Raw genomic sequence first — 21595 nt, forward strand, 5'->3', positions numbered from 1 at the left:
GAATTTTGTTTTACGAAGTATAGATTTTTAAAGCGCATAAACGGACAGTAACTGTAATCTAATTAAGAAGGTTCTCATGTCAAACAATACTCGTATCGAAGAAGACCTGTTAGGTAAAAAAGAAGTTCCAGCTGATGCCTATTATGGTGTTCATACTCTGCGTGCGATTGAAAACTTTTATATCAGCGACCGCACTATTAACGATGTCCCAGAATTTATCCGCGGCATGGTTATGGTAAAAAAAGCGGCAGCTTTAGCCAACAAAGAACTGAAAACTATTCCTCGTAATATCGCAGAGACTATTATCAAAGCCTGTGACGTTGTGTTGAATGAAGGCAAATGCATGGATCAGTTCCCTGTTGACGTATTCCAAGGTGGTGCGGGCACATCACTGAACATGAATACCAATGAAGTACTGGCGAATATCGGTTTAGAGCTGATGGGTCACAAAAAAGGGGAATATGAATTCCTCAACCCAAATGATCACCTGAACAAAAGTCAATCCACTAACGATGCTTACCCTACTGGGTTCCGTATCGCAGTGTATAACTCAGTACTGAAGTTAATTGAATCTGTTGAATACCTGAGAAAAGGCTTTGAAGCTAAAGCTGAAGAATACAAAGACATTCTGAAAATGGGCCGTACCCAGTTGCAGGATGCTGTTCCAATGACCGTCGGCCAAGAATTCCATGCTTTCGCTACTCTCTTAAAAGAAGAAGAGAAAAACTTAAAACGCAGCATCGAATTACTGCTCGAAGTTAACTTAGGCGCTACTGCTATCGGTACAGGCTTGAATACTGCACCTGGTTACTCAGAGCTTGCCGTTAAAAAATTAGCTGAAGTGACTGGTTTACCATGCGTTCCTGCAGAAGACTTAATCGAAGCAACCTCTGACTGCGGCGCTTACATCACAGTTCACGCGGGCTTAAAACGTCTGGCAATGAAACTGTCTAAAATTTGTAACGACTTACGTCTGTTATCTTCCGGTCCTCGTGCAGGTCTGAAAGAAATCAATTTACCTGAGTTACAAGCTGGTTCTTCTATCATGCCAGCAAAAGTTAACCCTGTAATTCCTGAAGTTGTTAACCAAGCTTGTTTCAAAGTTATTGGTAACGATATCTGCGTAACAATGGCTGCTGAAGCGGGTCAATTGCAATTAAACGTAATGGAACCAGCGATTGGCCAAGCGATGTTCGAATCCATCTCTTTAATGAGCAACGCATGTCGTAATCTGCAAGAAAAATGCATTAGCGGCATTACAGTAAACAAAGAAATCTGTGAAGCATTTGTATTTAACTCCATCGGTATCGTCACTTACTTAAACCCATTTATTGGCCACCATAATGGTGACATCGTGGGTAAAATTTGTGCTGAAACCGGTAAGAGCGTCCGCGAAGTTGTTTTAGAACGCGGTTTACTGACTGAAGCTGAACTGGATGATATTTTCTCTATTGAGAACTTAAAACACCCAGCTTATAAAGCAAAACGCTTTGATGACTAAAAATTTATGTTTATCATAAATAACACTTAAAAATAAAGGCACGCCTCTCAATAGAAAGCGTGCCTTTTTTGATTGATACACACACAAATAATTAACATAACAGTTTCATAATTTTAATTTTCATTTTGTCGAGGAGTAAACACTATGTTAGCCGTAGAATTTATTATTGTTCTGCTGGCCATCTTTTTGGGGGCCCGTTTAGGTGGGATAGGTATCGGCTTCGCCGGTGGCCTTGGGGTACTGGTACTCGCTGCTATTGGCGTAAAACCAGGAACCATTCCATTTGACGTTATCTCAATCATCATGGCTGTTATTGCCGCTATCTCTGCAATGCAAATTGCTGGAGGTCTGGACTATTTAGTTGCCCAAACCGAAAAATTACTGCGCCGCAATCCTAAATACATCACCATTCTTGCACCCATTGTTACCTACTTCCTGACACTTTTCGCAGGGACAGGTAATATCTCTTTAGCAACACTGCCTGTTATTGCAGAAGTTGCAAAAGAGCAAGGCGTAAAACCGTGCCGTCCATTATCAACTGCGGTTGTTGCTGCTCAGATAGGTATTACAGCATCACCAATTTCTGCTGCAGTGGTTTACATGGCATCCGTCATGGAAAACCCTGCAATGGTTGGTGCAGGTAACACAGTCAGTTACATCTCTCTCTTAAGTGTTCTATTACCTGCGACATTCCTTGCTATCATTTTGATGTCGTTCATCATCTCTTGGACTTTTAACTCTAAATTATCCGATGACCCTATCTACCAAAAACGTTTAGCTGAAGGTTTAGTTGAACTGCGTGGTAGCCAAGTAAAAGAAATCAAAGCCGGTGCTAAGTCTTCTGTACTGCTGTTCTTACTTGGGGTTGTTGGCGTTGTCTGTTATGCCATCATTAACAGCCCAAGCTTAGGGATTGTCGAAACCCCATTAATGAACACCACAAATGCTATTTTGATTATCATGCTGACTGTAGCGACATTAATCACTATTTTCTGTCGTGTTAATACTGATGCAATCTTGAACTCAAGTACCTTTAAAGCAGGTATGAGCGCATGTATTTGTATTTTAGGTGTTGCTTGGTTAGGTGATACTTTCGTACAGCATAACATTGACTGGATCAAAGAAACTGCCGGTGATTTAATCCATGAGCACTCTTGGATGTTAGCGGTAATTTTCTTCTTCTGTTCTGCTTTACTATACTCACAAGCTGCAACAGCAAAAGCATTGATGCCTATGGCATTAGCGCTGAATGTAAGCCCATTAACGGCTATCGCATCATTCTCTGCGGTTTCTGGTCTATTTATTCTGCCTACTTACCCAACACTGGTTGCAGCAGTACAAATGGATGATACAGGGACAACACGTATTGGCCGATTTGTCTTTAACCATCCATTCTTTATTCCAGGTACCATCGCTGTCGCATTAGCTGTTTCATTCGGCTTCTTATTCGGCGGTATGATCCTATAGTTTATATTAGTATCAATTAATATTATAAAGACCCGTGCAAATCGCACGGGTTTTCTATGCCTACATATAACATATTATTTTTGTTATTCTATAAAAAGTCACGGAGGAAATTATAAAAATATAATAATCATTCAGATAAAAAACTAAGCCATTTATTAAAAATATATTTAAAATATATTGAACTCGGTTGTTAATAATTAAATTAAAATCAGAAATAAGTATTTTTCTAACAATATATCTATATTAATACTCTACATATAAGTGTAACAAACAATGACTATAATCATATAATGACAAGCTGCTTCATTCATTTCTTCAAAACCACAAATAGAAATATAAATTCAAAAATAAAGTAAAAATAAATAACTATCAAAATAAATCACTGATAAAACAAAAACAAACAAACAATAACACTAAAAAGCCTCTCATCACACACGAATTGAGAGTACCAAAGATAGAAATCATCTATCAAAAATTTAAAATCAATCCGCCATAAATATTGGTAATAATTAACTGACCCTTGTTTAATAATATCCGAAAAGTCTGATAATTATCTTTTAATCACTCTGAGTGACACAAATTAAACATCACGAAACTTTAATAGAAAAATAACTTATTTGTTCAATATTTATATATTTGGAGGAGTAATGCTAAATACTCAAAGAAATGAAAATACAAATGTAACCGTTTATATTGGAAGCTTTTTAAAACACCGTAGAAAAGTGGTGGGCTTAACTGGCTCACAATTAGCTTCTCGCTTAAAAATTAGCCAACAACAAGTTTCTCGTTATGAAAGAGGTAAAAATGCGATTACGATCCAAGGTCTTTTAGATATTTTACAAGCTCTCGAATTACGAACACATGATATTGATGATTTTATGAAAAAAGTCTTTCAGTTTTATTATATCGATGCTGCATTAGAAGCTAAGTTGATCAACTAAGACCGATATAAATCCATGAAGTTCGTTTCAGGGGGGTTCTTCCCCCTCCTGTTTGCTTTAAACTCCCCCTCTTAATTTCCTATTTGATTTCGTTCTCCTTCGAAAACGACGACTCATAATAGCACTGCAAACCGCTATAATTCACAATTGAACATTGTTATGATGGATAAAAATCAGACATTATTGTGATGGAGTTAACAATGCCTATCCAACGCGAAATTATTTTGAGCCATGCGTTAAATCAATTGGAAATTCAAGGCTTATCCGCATCTACAGAGAATTTACTCAGTGAAATTGAATCTGATTTCTCTACTATTCGCCAGTTCTGGCCAGACGATGAGGCGCTTATTTATGATTGCTTACGCTATCATAGCCAGCAAATCGAAGTATGGCAGCGACAGACTTTGCTAGATGAGTCCCTAAGCCCACAGCAAAAATTAATGGCTCGCTACCAACAATTATCAGAAAAAGTCAGCCAAGGGCGTTTCCCTGGCTGTTTATTTATTTCTGCATGTAATTATTACCCAGATGCAGAGCACCCTATCCACCAATTAAGTCGCTTGCAAAAAGACAATTCGTTTCACTTCACTAAAAACCTATTAGAAGAGCTAGATATTGAAGACTCTGTATTGGTTGCTAACCAAATGGAACTAGTACTTGAAGGCTGTTTAAACCGTTTATTAGTACAAAGAGACATTCAAGATGTCGAGATTGCACAACACCTTTCTGAGGATATCCTAACAATCGCACTATGCCGTAAAAAAGGAGCGTTAAGTTAAAAAAACAACTAACGCATACTAAACACACACATTTTGCTGAAAAAGAAAACACTCAGTAAAAAAAAGTGGTTTTTTATTAAAAATGCATTGACGCAAACGGCTGAATACGGTTTAATGCGCCCCGTTGCCCGGATAGCTCAGTCGGTAGAGCAGGGGATTGAAAATCCCCGTGTCCTTGGTTCGATTCCGAGTCCGGGCACCATCTTTCCTTTCGGAAATGGTGTAACCGTTTCCCTAGCACGGTCGCTGGAAGTGAGATCTCCAACGCTCGGTTAAAACTTGAATTTCAGTTGTAATCACGTTCATGACTTCTCACGTGGTTGACAATGATTTATCAAGTAAGGGTGTTTTCCTAGAACACCCTTCTCAATCAAATCCAGCTTATACACAAAGTTGATAAAATAGTCAACTTTGTGTAAATGTTTTTTATTTATATCACATCCTCTGTCTTTTTGATGCTAGCCTTGTAAGTTCACCACCTAATCCCATTGTTAAAAACTCACCTAACTCATTCTCCAAGATCCTGACTGTACTGTATGCATCCAGAGCAATATATTCCATAGTTGAAGAGAGACTACGGTGTCCTAACATCTGTTTCGTCAATTGCATATTACGTTCAGGATGTTTCATTAATGTCGTCGCCAGTGTATGTCTGAAACGATGGGGACTGACATGAAATCCACATTCCTTTGATAAACGACGGAAAAAAGAACGTATCGTCTGACTGAGTGGAGTTTCAGAGCGGGATAGTCGTTTATGATAAAGACGATGAACATCAAACAAAATATCGTTTTTATCCGCCCCGTGACAACGCATTTCCTCAACCAAGGGCGCCAGTAAACAACGTAGTGGCTGAACAAAAGCAATCTGATATTCCCGGTGATTTTTACTGCTTTCACTGCGCAATGTGATCGTACACTCCTCAAAATCCAGATCGCCAATATGCAGGTTAATCAGCTGGTTAAAACGAATAGCCGTCAGCCTCAGCGTTTCCAGCACAGCAAACCAGAATCGAGTGGGATAAACCGCACATGCCTGAAAGTGAGCCTGATCAGGTGGCAGCATATTTTCCTGTTGCTGAAATTGTTCCAGAATACGATAAATCGTTCTCAGTTGTGATTGTGTATAGACTTTTTTCTGTTTTTCACCCGGTTCAATTTGTGTTTCTGAGAACGGGTTTTCTTTAAGTGAAACAATCCCTTTTTTGATCCAATAATTATACAGAGACTGCATATGCCTGGTTTTTGTGTTCCATGTCCGTTCCCGGACTTTCTGAATATTCAGCTCATTTCTTCGCCATCTCAGCACATGCTCATGTGTCACTTCATCCGGTAGCGGTAACGCATTTTCACAAACTCCGCAATAACGCAGAAAAAGACGTACCATCTTACGGTATGTTTTCTCCGTATCCGGCCGTAATACTTTATTGTAAAAGTAATTACTCAGCATTTGCTCCCATACATCCACTTTCTGCTGATGTTCATCAGAACTGTGATTATCTTTCATAAACACCTCCTGCTTTTAACTTCCGACAATACGAATAAACAATGATTCCTCCGGCATATTCATGCCAAAAATCTGACGTCCTTTAATCATGTAACCATTGATTTTTTTATGGGATAACGTAATTAATGTTTTGTTATCACTCAGCGGATTCAGTTTTTCACCATAAATTCGAGCCCTGAAATGCCCTGTTTGTCGGGTATCATGACGAATAATCCGGTGCAATTTAAGGGATTCAAAAGAAGAAATAATATGGCCGATATCATCCGGATTTTTACCCGCCTCCTGTATGTACTGATAAAAAACAGCCGGACTCTGGCAAAACAAATACTCCATGACACAGTGAACCTTCGCATCCGGCGTATTTATTGCCAGTTTTCCGCCCAATAATCCGGACTTAAACCACGCCCAGAAAGCCTCTCCTTCATTTTTTATACTCAGACAGTTTTCGCGCTGTTCATCCTTCTCATCACGATTGCCCGTCTGAGTATCAGATAAGATTTCCGGCATTAAACCTGATAATTCAAGTGCATATTTCATATCCTCAGATAACGGAGGAGACATATCTGAGACAGTTTTTTCATCAGCAGAATCAAGTGCCCCATGGACAACCGCACCTTCTGCTTCTGCAACTACCATTAGCGGTATATCGCAGTGAATTCCGTTCTCTGTTTTTTCTGAAGTAACAGACTCCGGAGGCAATACAGATGTTACAGACGGAGTTTCAGGTTGTGGCTTTTGCGCCAATTCAGCAGGCGCCAATGACGCGATATCATTCTCCGGCTGCCCTGATAGCACTGAAGACGAAGCATCAGGCGCTGACATAGAAACAACGGAAGAAAATGCCGGCAATGCACCGGCGGGGAACGCAGCCAGAGCCTCATTCAGCACACGCTGTAAATCATTATCACCGTTTACCGGCTCGGTCACCACGTCAGACAACGCCTGAAGCGCCTTTGGTGTACCCGACAACCAGTGGATTACCTTCTCCGGTAATAGCCGGAAAGCCATCATGGCCCCCGTCGTCCGGCGAAAATGCGTCATATCCGGCACCGGCTCATGAAAGCGAAAACGATACGGTACGGTGGGCGCACTCATCCCCGGCTGCCACGCCGACAGGCTGTTCAGTTGTCCCTCAAACTGTGCCGTTAACGGTAACCAGTAAAACAGTCCGGTATAAAAAACACACACATTCCAGGCGCTGAACTGACGGCTCTGCTCTTCCGACGGAAGCCCGCGGGGCAGCATCTCTTTCTGGGACATCCGCATACACCAGGCTGTCGTATTCAGCGTTAAATCCAGCAATCCCCCTTCGCCGGCATATTTCCCGGTTTTTGATGCCGGCACACACTGAAGTCGTTCTGCCAGCGTCTGCAAAGGAGACAGGCAAAGTGCCCGGTACTGGTTATCCGGTAACGCTACCACCCGGCTGATTTGCTGTAACCAGTTTTGCCGCTGCGGTGTGGTCAGCAATACGTCAGCTGCCTGCGGTAAATAAAAGCCGTCACTGTCACGGATAAATAATGGCCTTTCCTGCGTGTTTCCCGGGGAAACACGCAATGTTTTCTCTTCCGCTTTCCGGGAAAGCGATTTACGAAACCACGGTAACATCGGTGTTACTGCCTCTTTAATTCGGTAAAAACAACAACGCAACATTAAATAAAACATAAATTATTTTAATATCAGGATAAGAATAAATAATAAATGCACCTTATTTTCATTACGTTAACTCATCCACAAAAATAATTCCGGCAACAAAACAGAAGATTACATGAATAATGTTTTATTATTCTGTCTCTGTCTGTTTCTGCTGCCAGGCACGGATGGCCTTTTCATACGCGTCCGCATTCACATGCTCCCGGGTCATTCCGCATTGCAGAATATTTTCCCGACCTGACCAGAAGCCCGCATTTCTGTTTCTTTCCACCAACTGACATTCCGTCAGGTAATAACGCCCCCACTCAGCCTGGCGCTGTTCATCCCAGACCAGGAAAACGCCCACAACCAGAATCAGTGGCAACAAAAGTCCGGCTGTGACAAAAAAAGGAAACAGAATTTCATTCCAAAAATCCTGAGCCCACTCCCTCACACCCTGCCCAAATTCACATCTCATCACACTCTCCCCCATCTCATTCAATGACGGCATCACGATAACAATGCGGGAATAAAACAAAAGCCGAAATTAGTTTTCCGAAAAAAATAAAAAAACCCGGTATCACTACCGGGTTTTCAGTCAGTTAAATCAGTACGGAAACCTCACCCTCCGTAATGTGGCAATGAATCAAGAATATAGTCCGGTCCCGTCACATCCTGGAAACCGTCCTCATTCTCTTCATCACTGAACTCAATCTCATCAGATTCATGGTCGGTTAACCGGCCATGGTCATACTCGCTGTATCCGCAGAAACCACAGCCTTCTTCGGCATAGACATGACGGACCTGACAGCGGAAACGCGCAGACAGAGCACACAAAACCGCTGCTGACGGCGGCCCCCACGGAGTATCAAACTCTGCGGATAACTCCGTCGCATACCCGCCATCAATACAGTGAAAACCACTGCCGTTCGGCCATTTCACACCATAACGGCACTGATAAAGGTGATATGTACTGTTACCGGGGGCAAACGCCTGCCAGCGCGCCTGCCGCCAGATGACCTCCGGTGTTTTCCATAAACAGCCGTTAAAACCGTGTAATTCAGCCGCAAGGCTGGTCGGTAACAGAGTCCGCATATCCATCGGTATGGCTTCTCCGGTACTGCGAAGGTACTGAATATCCTCCCAGGCTGTCGCCACCCGGCTCTCATCCTCTCCGGTAAACCGGTTAAGCCAGTCAAAACTGCTTCCCGATAACAACGGGGACAGTCTCGCTTTCTGCGTCGCCGTCAGCGAGTCCCAGGAATGGTACGCCCCGCCTTCAGATAACCACATCTGATACCACTGATGGATTTGCTGACAACATGACGGTGTCAAATCCGGTGCAGTCATCAGCAGGTCAACCCAGTGCGTGAAAGCCGTGTTTCCCGGGGAAACAGGCCCGGTTGCACCGTATGAAGTCAGTTCCGGTAACGGCGGAAAAGACAGCGGTCTGACCGGTTTCAGTATCCCCGCGCAGCCGGCCAGCAACAAATGCAGACTTTGTGCTATCGCCGTCTGCCAGGCGGGTATCCCATCATCCGCATATATCCAGTGTTTAAGAGCCGGCATATCCGCCGCGTTGTGTAAGGTGATGTCAAGTCGGTTCGAGCACCAGTTTGGCATGATGATGTCCTCTTTTCAGAATAAAAAAGAGGGCTTATCCCGTGAGGAACAAGCCCTCACGGGAAAGATGTCAGTCGTTAATCGTTAAGGATTATCCGGCATGACATCCGGGTTAATGGCACCGCTCAGCTGAGCCTGTGCAAGTAAGGCATCGCTGTCACTGACATACGGGGATGCCGGCAGATAACAGGATGCATTCAGTTTATCCAGGTGGTACTTATCCACCAGACGGTTGACCACCGATACCGGCGATATCCCGAGTTCAATCATCCGGGACACCTCAGCATCATCGGACAATCCGGTATCACTCAGCGTAATGCCGTAATGCACTTGCAGTAACTGATGTACCAGTAACTGAAAGCGGATAATGGTCATTTTGTTCATCGCAGTCTCCTACGCGGCCTGTCGGGATGCGGCCACATTCAGTAAAAACTCACAGGCCTGGCGGGCCTGCCCGGCGGCCCGGAACAACGCTTTTTTGTCCGATTTCAGTACCCGCAGCCAGCTGTCAAGATAGCTTTCATGGTTCACTTCTCCCTCGACGCTTAACTGCGCACAAAGAAAAGCGCTGCCCATTTCCGCAACCAGCTCCTCAAAACTGTACAGCGGGTCACCAAACTTCAGGGACGATGAGGTGATGCCTTCACGGGCCAGCCTGGACGGATGACCGGTACTGTGCACCAACTCATGCAGTAAGGTGGCCTGGTAATCGGCATTCCGGTCAAACTGTGACGACAGCGGCATCACAATCCGGTCCTGTGACGGACTGTAATACGCCCGGTTCTGCGCCGCACTGGTCACCTTCACGCCGCTGGCATTCAGGATATCCAGCACCCGGTGCGTGGCCGGCAGGGTTATCCCTGCTGTCTCCTCTCCGGGTAGTCGCCGGTTTTCGTAAAAATGCGCCGGCAGGTCATCACACTGGGCTATGTTAAATAACGGATTCGCCTTTATCATCGGCACCTCCGTCATCACCACCTCACCGTGTTCATCCCGCAGCAGCTCACCGTGACGGTCTTTTGCCGGCACCTTCACCGGTTTGAATATCACAGTATTCGTCGCCATTTCGCCTTTACGGACATGGCCACCCAGTTGCTGTGCCTGACGGTAAGTCAGCCAGATATCGTAACCAAAGCCCTGCTCCGCCGCCGACAACCATAACAGCAGCACATTTATCCCCTGGTAGGAATGACCGGTCAGGGCGTTCACCGGAAAACCGGTGCCTGTCCCTTCCGACGGCCGCCATGGTCGTTTCCACGGACGGGTGCCTTTTTCCAGCGCGGCCACAATACGGTCAGTCACTTCCTGATAAATATCGCGAACCGGCTTATCCGCTGCCGGACGGCGTTTACGGTCAGATTTTTTCATCGGAATACCCTCAATAAAAAAGGTGTATCCCGTCCTGACGGTGAGATACACCATCAGGTGAAAAAACAATATGGTTAATTTTCAACCGGCGTTTCCAGTGGAAACACTGATTAAAATGTGTTCAGTGCTTCCCGGGGAAACACCTTACCTGATTACCACCAGGCCACAAAAAACAGTGACTCTGCGTCAAAGTCAAACGTCTCCGTTATCTCTGACAGCCAGCGTCTGACGCCTTCCACATCAGCCCAGTACGCCTCATCATAAGCCGTTGAACCAAAGAAAAAGCCCTCAGTGGTCGGGAACCGTGTCTGACAGTTTTCCGGTGTCAGTGCCTGCAAGTCCTGCTGTAAAGCCCGCAGATGGGCCTCTGTCACCAGCACCTTTTCACAGTTCTCAAAAGCCCCGATATGGTCATGCACCCACTTAAACAGCGCATTAACCTTACGGAAATACCCGACTTCAATATCGCCGTCGCTGTCCGCTTCTGCGTAACGTGAGGCGGGTATCCGGCTTTTGTCTGTACCACGCTTTTCACTGGCATAAAAGTAAATATCGAGTCCCTTCTGCTCAGCATCTCTGACACACGATAACGCACACGCCAGCGTGTCCCAGTTGATCCCCAGCTCCGCATCAAAATGATGTGCAACATGCGTTAATGTTGCCCGTGTCTCTGCCGGACAAGCCGTTTCATCAACATAGGTAACATCATCGGGGAACCACATCTCACACAAGACGAATGCCTCCGGATTGCAGCGGGATAAATCCGCTATCAGTTCCCGTATCGTACAGGCTCTGGCCATTATCCTGCCTCCGGTAAACCTATCCCTTCCGGTAACGTCAGGATAAGATAAGGAAATACCTGACTGACATAGTCCAGCACCGGCTGCCAGTCCCGGATATCCCCGTCAGAAGAGACCGAAAAATATCCCGGGCACAGGTTGTACAACAACAGTAATGCCGCGACTACAAACACGTCATAGGGTTTGTATGCTGTCTTGCAGAAATCCCAGTAGTCCTCTACGGGGATTTCGCGCTGAACAATAAACGTCTCATGATTCATGTCATCAGCCGCATTACCGTTAAAACAAAGCGCCTCACCGTCGTCGGTGAATAATGAGCCATCATTCAGCCGTTTTTCCTCCAGGCCATCACACAACACAATAGGTTTATCTGGGTATCCGCCGCAAATCTGCTCTGCGGATATGGGATTGGCCAGATAGTGGTGATAGAGCTTGTCCAGATGTTCACGGAAGTTCTGCCACATCAGGGGGTCAACGCTTTGTTTTTGTGTAAAATAATGTGTATATCCCATGTGATAAATCCTCATTCTGATTAAAAAAATGGCGGATTCATCTCCTGACGGAAATCAATCCGCCGGGCGGGGTCATAACAAAAAGTCAATGGTGCTATCAGTACAACAAATCAGCGACACCAGGCATAACGCACCTGTGCCAGCTGGTATGTCAGTGCAAATCCGGCACGGGAGGCCGCTTTTATGGAACAAAATGTCCTGCTGTCCAGCGAGGTTATCAACGAATGAAAGCGGTATTCTTTCGAATGCGCGCCCAGACGTACAGTAATGCGGATCCTGAACTGCCGGGGATTCACTTTCACCACCGTCGCACGGTAAGCGCGCCGGCCGGTTCGGTTACTTATCCACGGTAATTCACCGGGTATCCCTGACGAAACAAACGGTATACGGTCATAAAAACGGTACAGCCGTTGCATGATCAGACTCAGAAATGAAAACGGTTTGTTTTCTGGCAGTAAAACAGACATGTGTGTTTCTCCGGTAAAAAAAGACGGAGAAACGTCCACCTGACGGGGAGTTTCCCCGTCGGGTAGGTAAGTAAAAAAAGAATGAATGCCGGCAAATCAGTCGCTCAGTTCGATACCGACAAGGTATTCATCAGCCATCTCCATTGCCATCCATTCACTGACGGTCTCATCCAAGCCGGCTTCACAGCCTTTCTGCCAGATCACTGCATCAATCCGCTGACCGATATCCGGTAAACGGCGAAGCAGACATGCCGGCCAGGGTCTCATCAGACCATCCGCACGCCACAGTAATAATCTGCCGTAAGCAAATCCGGCATCATAAAGCGTACACTTCATCAGCGAAATGGAATGAGGGCGGTTTTGCTCACCGGCATACCTTTCAGCCAGTTTCAAATCAGCCTCAACATTTCGCAGTGTCCGGGCTTCCTCAACCAGCCACATCAGCCATTCCCAACTCCGGGAATAGCGACAGACGTGATCGGCCACAAAGAACAGTCCGCGGGTAATGCCATAAATCATGGTTATCAAACCTGATCAGTAAATGGAAGCAGCCCCATTTCAGGGTAGCTGACTGACACCTGTGAGTCCGTTAAATCAGTCGGTTACATGCTTTTCATTTTCGTGTTGCAGGCAGCAGCGGTAACCCCAGCGCCAGGCTTCATTCCAGATTTCCGGATCGAGCCGCTCAGCGATGACTGTCAGCCGGTGAAGCAAAAATGCGGGGGCACCGGTTTGCGAGTCCATAGTAAATCAGGGCGCCAAAACGAAATGCCGTTGTATACAAATCAAGCTCAATAAACGGCAGTTCTCTGTAATCTCCGCTCTGATACATCCGTTTTTCGTCCAAACGTATCACCTCCAGTTCTTCTGCGGTGATTTTCAGCATCCGGGCATCATTAGCAACGGCCTTCAGTTGCTGAGAAACACGGGAATGCGGAAATAAATAACTGGCAATACCAGACATTACGTGGGCAACACCATAATTCAATGTAAAAAGAGTCATAAGGGCTATCCTCAGATAAGGGAATACAGCCCTCACGGGATGTTTTCCCGTATGGGTCATAAAATCAGTGAATGTCCGCCGTTAAGCACCAAACATCAGCGCTTCAACCGGATCTTCAAACTGTGCATTTTTGATCGCATCGTTGTAGATACGGCGAAAGTCAGACGCATAAGGCGTTTGCTCAGCCGCTTTCCAGACAGCGCGGACCATTTTCTCAAGATGTGGACGGGTAAAATCAGCCTCCACAGATAACGCGCCCAGTTGCTCTGCAACGGCACTGATTATCCAGAAGTTTGGCGGAAAATTATCTTCGTCCGGGTGCTCGCCAATATCCAGACGGACAAAAGCAAGAACCATGTCGAGCTCACCTGAGAGGTGATGCAGTTGCGTGAGAGAGTGCAGATCGTCAAAAAAAGACGATTCCGGAAATGTAGATACCTTCATTGAATTTCTCCTGAAAAAACGGAGAAATTCCCTGATGACGGGTGATTTCCCCGTCAGCGGGCAGGTTATATGAAGCGTTGCGTAAAAATAATCCTGATGATAACGCTATTCTGTTATCACCCTCCGTCGATTTCAAGGACGAACGGAGTTCTGTCATCGCCCGTAGGCTCCCGTCTCAGATGACCCGAGGATTGGCAGTGGCAATCACCCGTAGGCGTTCCTCTCAGATTGCCGGAACATTGGCATTGTTGTCACCCGTAGGCGCTTCTCTCAGACAACCGAAGCATTGGCAAGTTGCATTACGCAACGAGATAAGCAGATTCATTTTTAGCCGTTTTTTTATCTTTGTCAATCCTGCCCATTCAGGATTTTTACCACTTCTCTGATCACCCGTACTCCCCCTTTACGGGTAATATGTATTCCATCATCAGTTCGTACAGTTTCATTATGAATAACAGATTGCCATTGCGTTCCTAATATATGAGGCTGATTAATATCCAGATAATGAATATTTAATAACATCGCACTGTGTTTAATTATATGCCGGGTATGTATTAAATAACGTTCATGTTCCGGATTTTTTAAATGTGGTGGAGATATCCAGACAATTGTCGCTAACGGATTTTCACTTTGAATTTCAGCAATGAATTGAAATACCAGACTGTAATATTTCAGCCATTCATCCGAACCATATTGAACAAAATCATTTGTTCCGAGACTAATAATCACATTATCAAACTCCCGCAAATCGAAATTATTCACGAAAGCGATCCAATCTTTTTTACTTTTATTTATTAACCCCGAACCGGAAACATATTCTGTTTTTATTTTTTCATCCAAAACATATTTTGCTGACATTTCATAAACAGCCGTTAATGAATCACCTAAAAATAACGTCTTCGCCATTAACGGAAAACAAAAAGCAAAATTAATAAACAAAATAATTAAACAGACTTTCATTTTTATCTTATTCCTCAATATCTCCTTTCTGACTATAAACCCGTTTAATATAATCGCCACGACCGTCACCATGCCCTAAATCCATGGAGGTTAATGCATAGGCTTCCTTTTGACTGAATCCCTGACTGAGATAATATTTTTCAACATCCTGAGCATAGGCATACCGTAAACCATGATTTGATTCTTCGTGAATAAATCCGCCTATCCGTCGCATCACATTAATATAACGATCTTTGGCAGAATGTAATGACGGACGATTAATTAAATAACCGTTATGTTTATCCGCATATTCAATGGCTTTATTAATTAATGTTAATACACGGGCTTTATCCGGCACTAATGCTTCACGGGGTCTGCCTCCTTTTGTCCCAAAAACCACATGAACGCGATCTTTACCGTTTTTAAGCGCCTGTTGCCAGGTCCGTAATGATTTTACTGACTGCACGGCTTCTTCATTTCTCAATCCCAGACTACGGGATAACTGCATAGTTAATGCCACCCCCTGATCATAAGGCTCAATCCGAGCGAGCGCTTCGTGAAAGCGCTCGTCCGATATCGCGGTACGGGTGCCAGCCCTGCTGGCACCTGAAAGCCCCAGCGCCTCATTACTGAGGCGCTCATGTTTAGGGTCAGCCAGTTTATGACGTCCGGCAACACGAAATATCGCCCGGATAGCCGACATTTCGTTTTGACAGCTGCGTAAACTGATATTCTGTTCTCTGCGGGCATGGATATACATTTCAATATAGCGGGATTTCAGTTGCTCAACAGATCGTATCTGAATATTCAACCCGGCCAGCTCTGCCGCAACCCGTTCTGCAATTTTGACCCGGTCTGCAATGGTTTTAAAGCTCCCTCCGGCCTGACGTGCAAGGATATGCATTTCACGGGACAGGGCTTTTGCTCTTCTGGACATTCTCTGATTCTCCGCCTCTTTCGCTCTCAACTGGTTACCTTTTCCCGGCGCGACGGTTTTATATTGCGCATCCTGCGACCTGACAGATACCTGAGCACCGGGGCGATAAAAGGTTGAGTTGTTGAGAGGTATCAAATCAGTTCTCTGAACTGTTTGCGGTCATCAGACCGGCCCCCGTTATCAGGGCACCTCCGTCCGTCAGTTTCCTGACGTCGCCTTGGTATCGTGTCGTTTTTTCTCCTTTTTTCATAATGTTATACGTTTTTATCATCATATAAACGTTGAGCGTTGAAAGACTTTCAGCCGTTCTGAGCAATGCATTACATGTCTGTCAGATTGTCAGTTTTGCTGTAAGACCAGTATTGAAGCGTTCTGAGCGTATGCACTTGCGTGCGTCACTTTGTCTTCGTTTCACTTGACGAAAGTGACGCACGCCCATCATTCTGCTGCTCAATGTATTGCTCCGAAGATGCCGCTTTCCAAAGCTGCGCAATGGAAACGCGTCATACCGGGCATACAAAGGTTGCAGAAAGCAGGACGTATTCGTCAGAACACATCAGAAGAGGCAGATACACGTTATCGCATACTCTGCTTTTTTGTGGATATCCGGGTGACCGGATAGCTGTGACATGGTCACTGAAGTGCAGTTAATCCTGATGATAACGCTATTCTGTTATCACCCTCCGTCGATTTCAAGGACGAACGGAGTTCTGTCATCGCCCGTAGGCCCTCGTCTCAGATGACCCGAGGATTGGCAGTGGCAATCACCCGTAGGCGTTCCTCTCAGATTGCCGGATTGGCATTGTTGTCACCCGTAGGCGCTTCTCTCAGACAACCGAAGCATTGGCAATGTTGCATTAAGCAACGGTGTAACGTGGTAAATTTAATCAAACTTTCTTTTTTCGTCAATACCCGATAAAGAAAAAGGAGAATATTTTACATCCTCCTTTTTCTCTTTATTAAATATCCCCTTGTTGGTTCTTCATCGTATTAATAATCAATGCCATCTTTAATCACGAAAACTCAACAATCAGATATGTTTTTATTTGGATTTATCATAAACATCCCAAACAGGCGGTTTATTTTTCATAGAGTCAACAGAAACACGTAAGAAGGGCATATTAGTTTTAAATGTTAAAATAAAATCCAAGGACATTCTATTACAAACAGAAAAAAAACGTTTTTGTTCTTCATCAGTAAAATTTTTTTGTTTTGGGAATATAAATAAACTCCCTAAACTAACCTGACAATGTATATAACATTTCTCACCAAACCAGCTCACTAACTTATCATGATATTTTTTTCAGTAATCGTAGTCAAATATTCTTTTCTGTAAAATTTAATACCTCTCTCGATCATTAACCAAAAGAAACTTTCTTTATTCTCAGAATAAAAATTATTACAATCCCCATTACCTTCCAAAGCATCATTGTCATTTTTTTTATTATATAAACATCCTTTGTTACCATTTAATGTTGTTTTTCTCCTTGAGTATTGCTTCCTTATTTTACTGAACCAACCCCTCCTCCTCCACAAATATCCCGCCCCTATTAAGACCACAAACCAAAAAATAAAATTCATATTATCATCTCCTATATACAAGGACTCGGATACATATTAAAAACTTACTTAAACTGACATAAAAAATCAAATTCAATAAATCCATCCAGATGAAAGAATAAGATTTTTATATGAAGGCAACAAAAAAGTTATACACATACCCACCGCCACCATCAGGGCCGATGCCCTGTACGCTCCCGTTTACCCGATTGCTTGTTGGCATCGGGTTGCACTGGCTTGGTGACCGTGGATATGTGCATAACTCACAAGATGTAGACAATGATTAAAAATCGACCTAAAATTGTATTAACGATAGACGACAAGCATGAGATAAATCAGACTCACTGATTACCGGAGGGGGAAATGAGTGATAAAACAGCCGCTTCCAGAGGAGAACGCTGGGGCATAAAAGCAGCTTATAAAGCAAAATGGCTAATCAAAAAATTGAAGGCTTTCGATAAGAACTGTGTGGCAAGCGCCAAAAGCAAAAATATGCCGGGTTGGCTGGGGCATATTCCACTGGTATCTATAACTCTCGCAGTCATCGCGTTACTGGCTTATTTCAGTTTGTACATCCTATTTACCTTTGGAGCGTTGGTGATTTTATTTTCTGTAATAGAACACATTGATATTTCTTCAGGAAATAACATTCAATCCACTGATAACAATAATGAATGGCAATCCAATCTCGTTGGCAATAGTGACGACTTTAGAAATGGCAACCAAGGTTTTGGATATTATATGAACGGAATAAATATTGACGAAGATTAGCCAGCCACAAAACTAAATTTTGCAGCTGGCTTCAAAATATTATTAGTTAACTTTTTTAGAAATAGCTTGTTCTGCTAACTGTCCTCCTTTCCCCCCCGCACTATGCGCAGGTGAAGTCGCGTTAGATGTCATATTACCTAGCTCGGACCCAACTTTAGCTCCAGCCCAACCAAATGCTGTCAACCACAACGCCGGCAACACCAAAAACATCGTTCCCATTACCAGGTTCATAATGACATCATCAGACGTGTTCTGAAGCCCGTTCATATTCCACTGACTGTGCGTATCGGAATTATACAGTGCCTCCATCATCCAGCTGTCTATCCAGCGTGCCAGCTCCCACCAGAATGTCAGAAAGTTCAGCGCAAATATCACAAACGTCACCGTTATCGCCGTCTTAAATTCATACGCCGAAAACATCAGCACCATCGGGATCATGATATACACCGCCATTAACATCAGCCCCTGCACCATCGGTAAGGACTGTCGCATCGTATCAAAGGCAGGGAATGCCCCCAGTGACGCCAGCGAAGTCCCGGCTACCCCTCCCATTCTGGCCAGCTCATTCATCACCGTCATATCCGCATTACCCCCGTATCCCCGGTATACCCGGCCGCCGGAGACATCCAGATTCGCCGGACTCACCAGCCGGCGGACGATGGCCTCCTCAAACTCTTTCGAGTTTTTATTAATCAGCTTCATCGCCGCCCGGGCACGCAGCCACATCCCTTCATCGGTCTGCTCTTTGACAAGTTTCAGTAACCCTGCATTCGCATCATTCCACCACTGATAACAGGTCGGGTAACCGTTGCCGTTGACATTCGCATACCCGTCATCCCGGTCGGCATCCCAGGGAAAGCCCGCCCGCGGTGTCCGTGACTGGATCTGATGATATTCCCCTTTCATAAAGGTGGCCGAGCCTATCCAGGTGATATCCTGTAACGTTTTTTCATCCTGTGTTTTTCCCTGATCTTTCGCTTTCCAGTCATACAGGGCACGTGAGTAACAGTCATCCGTAAAATCCTGAAGTGCGGCAGCCAGCGCCGGATTTTTAATGTTGCTGTGCTGCACCTCAAAACGCACCTGACGCAAATCCGGCCGGCACGGAATGCTGGCCACCGCCGCCTGAGTCACCCCTTTCGACAGCTTATGTACCAGCATCCACCACAGCGGGATTTTGGCTGTCTGATTATCCAGTGACGACACCACGCCGCTGTAACCGGATTCCGCCGGCTTCACCGGGGTCCAGGTGCCGCAGGTTTTGGTCCGGCTGGTATCAAATTGCAGGGTACTGACACTCACCTCCATCAACGGCACACAACAAAACAGGATCACCACAAAGGCGCCGTAAAGCGCGTTCTCGATACGCACAATTGCCAGTGAACCTTTGTTACCCTCATCCTCCCCCTCTTCCCGCACTTTCAGCCAGATCCCCAGCACTTTAAAGACCAGCGGCAGCGCAAACAGCCCGGTGCTGGTCAGTACCGACCACAATCCGTTATTCACCACCCAGGCCAGCAGCGTGAGAAAATACTCGAGATAACTGTTTGTCATCATAAGCCGTCACCTCCCGCCCAGACTGACCATTCACTCACCGCCACAAAGGCGGCCATCGCCAGCCCGCTGCGCTTCAGACTGCGCCGGGCCGTCTCACTGACTTTCGGGTGGTGATACAGTTTCCATAATCCAACCGCCACGGCTCCGTACAACACACACCGCCAGACCAGCCAGAACCAGCGGGCACGGTAAAACGCCCGGCGCAGACTGTCCGCCTCACCGTAATAACTCAGCCCCAGCTGAGCCACCGCCAGCAACACCACCATACTGAGCAGGGTCAGCCCGGTTACTTTCAGCACCGGCCATAACCGGCGCCCGGTTTTTCCTTTCGTCATTTAACGTCCTCCGGTGTCACTGTTTTGCTCCAGTCCCTGTACACGCACATCCGTATTATCTGGGGTCTGGGTGGCAGGGTTCACCTGTGTCCGTTGCTGATCACGCTCAATCACCGTCAGCATCGCGTTATTGGCAATGGATTTACGCACTTCCATTTCCGTTTGCAGCATCCCGATTTCGCGATCCAGCTGGTCAACCGACTGGTTACCGATCTCCTGGGCTTTCGGAAAATTACCGGCATTCGGCTCCCCCTGGCCGGTGATCAGCATCCGGCGCATCGTCAGCGCCAGCTCCATCGTGTCCGCCATCGCCAGCTCACCGGCCAGACGCTGTGTTAATGCCGTTTTATCCGGATCCCGGCGCAGCGCTTCAATCACCCCCCGGGAGACCGTCAGGCTGCCGGTTTTCAGTTTCGCCAACTCTGCCGCCCCGACCGCGCCCCGGCTGTTCACCAGTTTATGCAGCTGTTCCAAATTTTCCCGGGTGGTGGTCTCCAGCACCGGTGCCAGCCCGGTTCCTGGCTGGGAACTGCCCGGTTGCTCCGCCTCACCGCCGCTCTGACAATCCGCCGGATTGGTGCAGGTGCGGACCGATTTGCTGCCCAGCACCTGTGTGACCACCTGAGCGGCTTCCTCACTGTTGGCAAAGCGCCTGCAAGCGGCTCCGTTACACTGGCCGGCCGGCACCGGGGCCGTACTGGTTGCCGGCAGACCGTTCATGATATTAAAGCCGGCCTGTGCAAAATCCTGCGCCGGCTGAATCGCAGGCTGACCAACCCCACCGCGCTGTTTCCCGCCTATCCATACAACCCCTTTATCGCCACTGCTTTGCTGAATTTGCTGGTCAGTTTTTACCGCATCCCCGTCACTGTTATTGATGATATTCTTTGCTTCTTCGAGGATCGCCGCCTGCGTCCACTGATTATTTTCTGAAAAGTCCATCATCCGTTTAGCCATGTTCTGACAGTTCAGCTGCGCCTTATCAAACGCCACATTAGCCTGCAACACCCCGTTGGTCAGCATTTCATACAGGCCGGGATTCGCCCGCTGGATAGCCATCGCCGGCAGACTGGCCACCGCCCCGGTGGCATTCTGGATCACCTCACTCATCAGATTCTTAAAGCCGGCCGTCACCCCGTTCAGCTGGTTGCCCACCGTGGTTTTGATATCAAAATTGCCGCACATCAGATCACTGTTCCAGCCCATGCTCATCCCCAGACGTTGCAGATTACTGCGCCCCGGCGGCTGGGATAACACCGTGCCGCCGCCCAGGTTGTAGTACAGTTTGTCGGAGACCGCGCCGGAAACATTTGCGCCGTAGCCGATATCATTCGCACCGGCAGAAAAATCCAGCCCGGCCCGGACAGAAAATGCCGGTACACTGCATAACACCATCAGTGTCAGCGCCGGCGGAAAAAACGTGTGTCGTTTTGCTTTCATCATCTTAAAATCC

The 21595-nt window shown here is 45.9% G+C and carries 24 protein-coding genes and 1 tRNA gene; 6 read left to right on the forward strand and 19 right to left on the reverse strand.

Features of this window, described 5'->3' with window-relative positions; genetic code table 11:
- Window positions 1-76 precede the first annotated feature (76 nt).
- The 5 genes from aspA (at window position 77) to P3L40_RS18765 (ending at window position 4890) form a co-directional block, all read left to right on the forward strand.
- The gene (gene aspA / locus P3L40_RS18745) at window positions 77-1501 is read left to right on the forward strand and encodes an aspartate ammonia-lyase (RefSeq protein WP_004258700.1); all 1425 of its coding nucleotides are present in this window, start codon (window positions 77-79) and stop codon (window positions 1499-1501) included.
- A 144-nt stretch (window positions 1502-1645) separates the two neighbouring features.
- On the forward strand, window positions 1646-2968 hold the full coding sequence (locus P3L40_RS18750; protein WP_004258703.1) for an anaerobic C4-dicarboxylate transporter: 1323 nt from the start codon (window positions 1646-1648) through the stop codon (window positions 2966-2968).
- 647 nt (window positions 2969-3615) lie between these two features.
- Window positions 3616-3909 (forward strand): helix-turn-helix domain-containing protein, encoded by a 294-nt coding sequence (locus tag P3L40_RS18755; protein WP_004258707.1) that lies wholly within the window; start codon window positions 3616-3618, stop codon window positions 3907-3909.
- A 206-nt stretch (window positions 3910-4115) separates the two neighbouring features.
- The gene (gene dicD, locus P3L40_RS18760) at window positions 4116-4688 is read left to right on the forward strand and encodes a division control transcriptional repressor DicD (protein WP_409201109.1); all 573 of its coding nucleotides are present in this window, start codon (window positions 4116-4118) and stop codon (window positions 4686-4688) included.
- A 126-nt stretch (window positions 4689-4814) separates the two neighbouring features.
- Window positions 4815-4890: transfer RNA gene (locus P3L40_RS18765), tRNA-Phe, on the forward strand.
- 233 nt (window positions 4891-5123) lie between these two features.
- Here P3L40_RS18765 and P3L40_RS18770 read toward each other — a convergent pair.
- From P3L40_RS18770 to P3L40_RS18845, 16 genes are all read right to left on the reverse strand, one after another.
- Window positions 5124-6194: a tyrosine-type recombinase/integrase gene (locus P3L40_RS18770; RefSeq protein ID WP_000654298.1), complete on the reverse strand. Its 1071-nt coding sequence runs from the start codon at window positions 6192-6194 to the stop codon at window positions 5124-5126.
- Window positions 6195-6209: 15 nt separating this feature from the next.
- Window positions 6210-7802: a TraI domain-containing protein gene (locus tag P3L40_RS18775; RefSeq protein ID WP_000938200.1), complete on the reverse strand. Its 1593-nt coding sequence runs from the start codon at window positions 7800-7802 to the stop codon at window positions 6210-6212.
- A gap of 175 nt (window positions 7803-7977) precedes the next feature.
- Window positions 7978-8304 carry a hypothetical protein gene (locus P3L40_RS18780; protein ID WP_012368427.1) on the reverse strand — a complete coding sequence of 109 codons (327 nt, stop codon included), beginning with the start codon at window positions 8302-8304 and terminating at the stop codon, window positions 7978-7980.
- Between the two features lie 143 nt (window positions 8305-8447).
- Window positions 8448-9449, reverse strand: coding sequence for a DUF1281 domain-containing protein (locus tag P3L40_RS18785; protein WP_004245726.1), 1002 nt, complete (start codon window positions 9447-9449; stop codon window positions 8448-8450).
- An 84-nt stretch (window positions 9450-9533) separates the two neighbouring features.
- Window positions 9534-9833 (reverse strand): TA system toxin CbtA family protein, encoded by a 300-nt coding sequence (locus P3L40_RS18790; RefSeq protein WP_001038587.1) that lies wholly within the window; start codon window positions 9831-9833, stop codon window positions 9534-9536.
- Between the two features lie 9 nt (window positions 9834-9842).
- Entirely contained in the window at window positions 9843-10817 is a 975-nt protein-coding gene (locus P3L40_RS18795) for an ArdC family protein (protein WP_012368428.1), read from the reverse strand.
- Between the two features lie 152 nt (window positions 10818-10969).
- Window positions 10970-11617 (reverse strand): hypothetical protein, encoded by a 648-nt coding sequence (locus P3L40_RS18800; RefSeq protein ID WP_004239680.1) that lies wholly within the window; start codon window positions 11615-11617, stop codon window positions 10970-10972.
- On the reverse strand, window positions 11617-12129 hold the full coding sequence (locus P3L40_RS18805) for a hypothetical protein (protein WP_000542402.1): 513 nt from the start codon (window positions 12127-12129) through the stop codon (window positions 11617-11619). The genes P3L40_RS18800 and P3L40_RS18805 overlap by 1 nt, the downstream gene beginning before the upstream one ends.
- A gap of 110 nt (window positions 12130-12239) precedes the next feature.
- On the reverse strand, window positions 12240-12596 hold the full coding sequence (locus tag P3L40_RS18810) for a hypothetical protein (RefSeq protein WP_004239684.1): 357 nt from the start codon (window positions 12594-12596) through the stop codon (window positions 12240-12242).
- A 96-nt stretch (window positions 12597-12692) separates the two neighbouring features.
- Window positions 12693-12863 carry a hypothetical protein gene (locus tag P3L40_RS18815; protein WP_223302951.1) on the reverse strand — a complete coding sequence of 57 codons (171 nt, stop codon included), beginning with the start codon at window positions 12861-12863 and terminating at the stop codon, window positions 12693-12695.
- A gap of 418 nt (window positions 12864-13281) precedes the next feature.
- The gene (locus tag P3L40_RS18820; protein WP_000171971.1) at window positions 13282-13599 is read right to left on the reverse strand and encodes a hypothetical protein; all 318 of its coding nucleotides are present in this window, start codon (window positions 13597-13599) and stop codon (window positions 13282-13284) included.
- 81 nt (window positions 13600-13680) lie between these two features.
- The gene (locus P3L40_RS18825) at window positions 13681-14043 is read right to left on the reverse strand and encodes a hypothetical protein (RefSeq protein WP_004245735.1); all 363 of its coding nucleotides are present in this window, start codon (window positions 14041-14043) and stop codon (window positions 13681-13683) included.
- A gap of 348 nt (window positions 14044-14391) precedes the next feature.
- A complete protein-coding gene (locus tag P3L40_RS18830; RefSeq protein WP_000861660.1) occupies window positions 14392-15003 on the reverse strand; it encodes an SGNH/GDSL hydrolase family protein in 612 nt (203 codons plus the stop codon).
- Window positions 15004-15010: 7 nt separating this feature from the next.
- Window positions 15011-15919: an integrase domain-containing protein gene (locus P3L40_RS18835; protein ID WP_004239692.1), complete on the reverse strand. Its 909-nt coding sequence runs from the start codon at window positions 15917-15919 to the stop codon at window positions 15011-15013.
- A 1042-nt stretch (window positions 15920-16961) separates the two neighbouring features.
- Window positions 16962-17201, reverse strand: coding sequence for a hypothetical protein (locus P3L40_RS18840; protein ID WP_004245739.1), 240 nt, complete (start codon window positions 17199-17201; stop codon window positions 16962-16964).
- A complete protein-coding gene (locus tag P3L40_RS18845) occupies window positions 17201-17500 on the reverse strand; it encodes a hypothetical protein (protein WP_004245740.1) in 300 nt (99 codons plus the stop codon). The genes P3L40_RS18840 and P3L40_RS18845 overlap by 1 nt, the downstream gene beginning before the upstream one ends.
- Before the next feature lie 342 nt (window positions 17501-17842).
- Between P3L40_RS18845 and P3L40_RS18850 the strand changes: the two genes are divergently transcribed.
- Complete coding sequence (locus P3L40_RS18850) at window positions 17843-18250, forward strand: DUF3742 family protein (RefSeq protein ID WP_004239694.1); 408 nt, start codon at window positions 17843-17845, stop codon at window positions 18248-18250.
- Window positions 18251-18292: 42 nt separating this feature from the next.
- On the opposite strand, the gene P3L40_RS18855 is transcribed toward P3L40_RS18850, so the two are convergent.
- Genes P3L40_RS18855 through P3L40_RS18865 form a run of 3 tightly spaced genes read right to left on the reverse strand, consistent with a single transcriptional unit; the run spans window position 18293 to window position 21585 of the window.
- Complete coding sequence (locus P3L40_RS18855) at window positions 18293-19807, reverse strand: conjugal transfer protein TraG N-terminal domain-containing protein (protein ID WP_000988923.1); 1515 nt, start codon at window positions 19805-19807, stop codon at window positions 18293-18295.
- Window positions 19804-20142, reverse strand: a complete 339-nt coding sequence (locus P3L40_RS18860) for a hypothetical protein (protein ID WP_000160224.1) — start codon at window positions 20140-20142, stop codon at window positions 19804-19806. Before P3L40_RS18860 ends, P3L40_RS18855 begins: the two co-directional genes overlap by 4 nt.
- Window positions 20143-21585: an integrating conjugative element protein gene (locus P3L40_RS18865; RefSeq protein ID WP_004239696.1), complete on the reverse strand. Its 1443-nt coding sequence runs from the start codon at window positions 21583-21585 to the stop codon at window positions 20143-20145.
- Between the last annotated feature and the right edge of the window lie 10 nt (window positions 21586-21595).

This window comes from Providencia sp. PROV040 (genome assembly GCF_032706145.1).
In the GTDB taxonomy this organism is placed as follows: domain Bacteria; phylum Pseudomonadota; class Gammaproteobacteria; order Enterobacterales; family Enterobacteriaceae; genus Providencia; species Providencia hangzhouensis.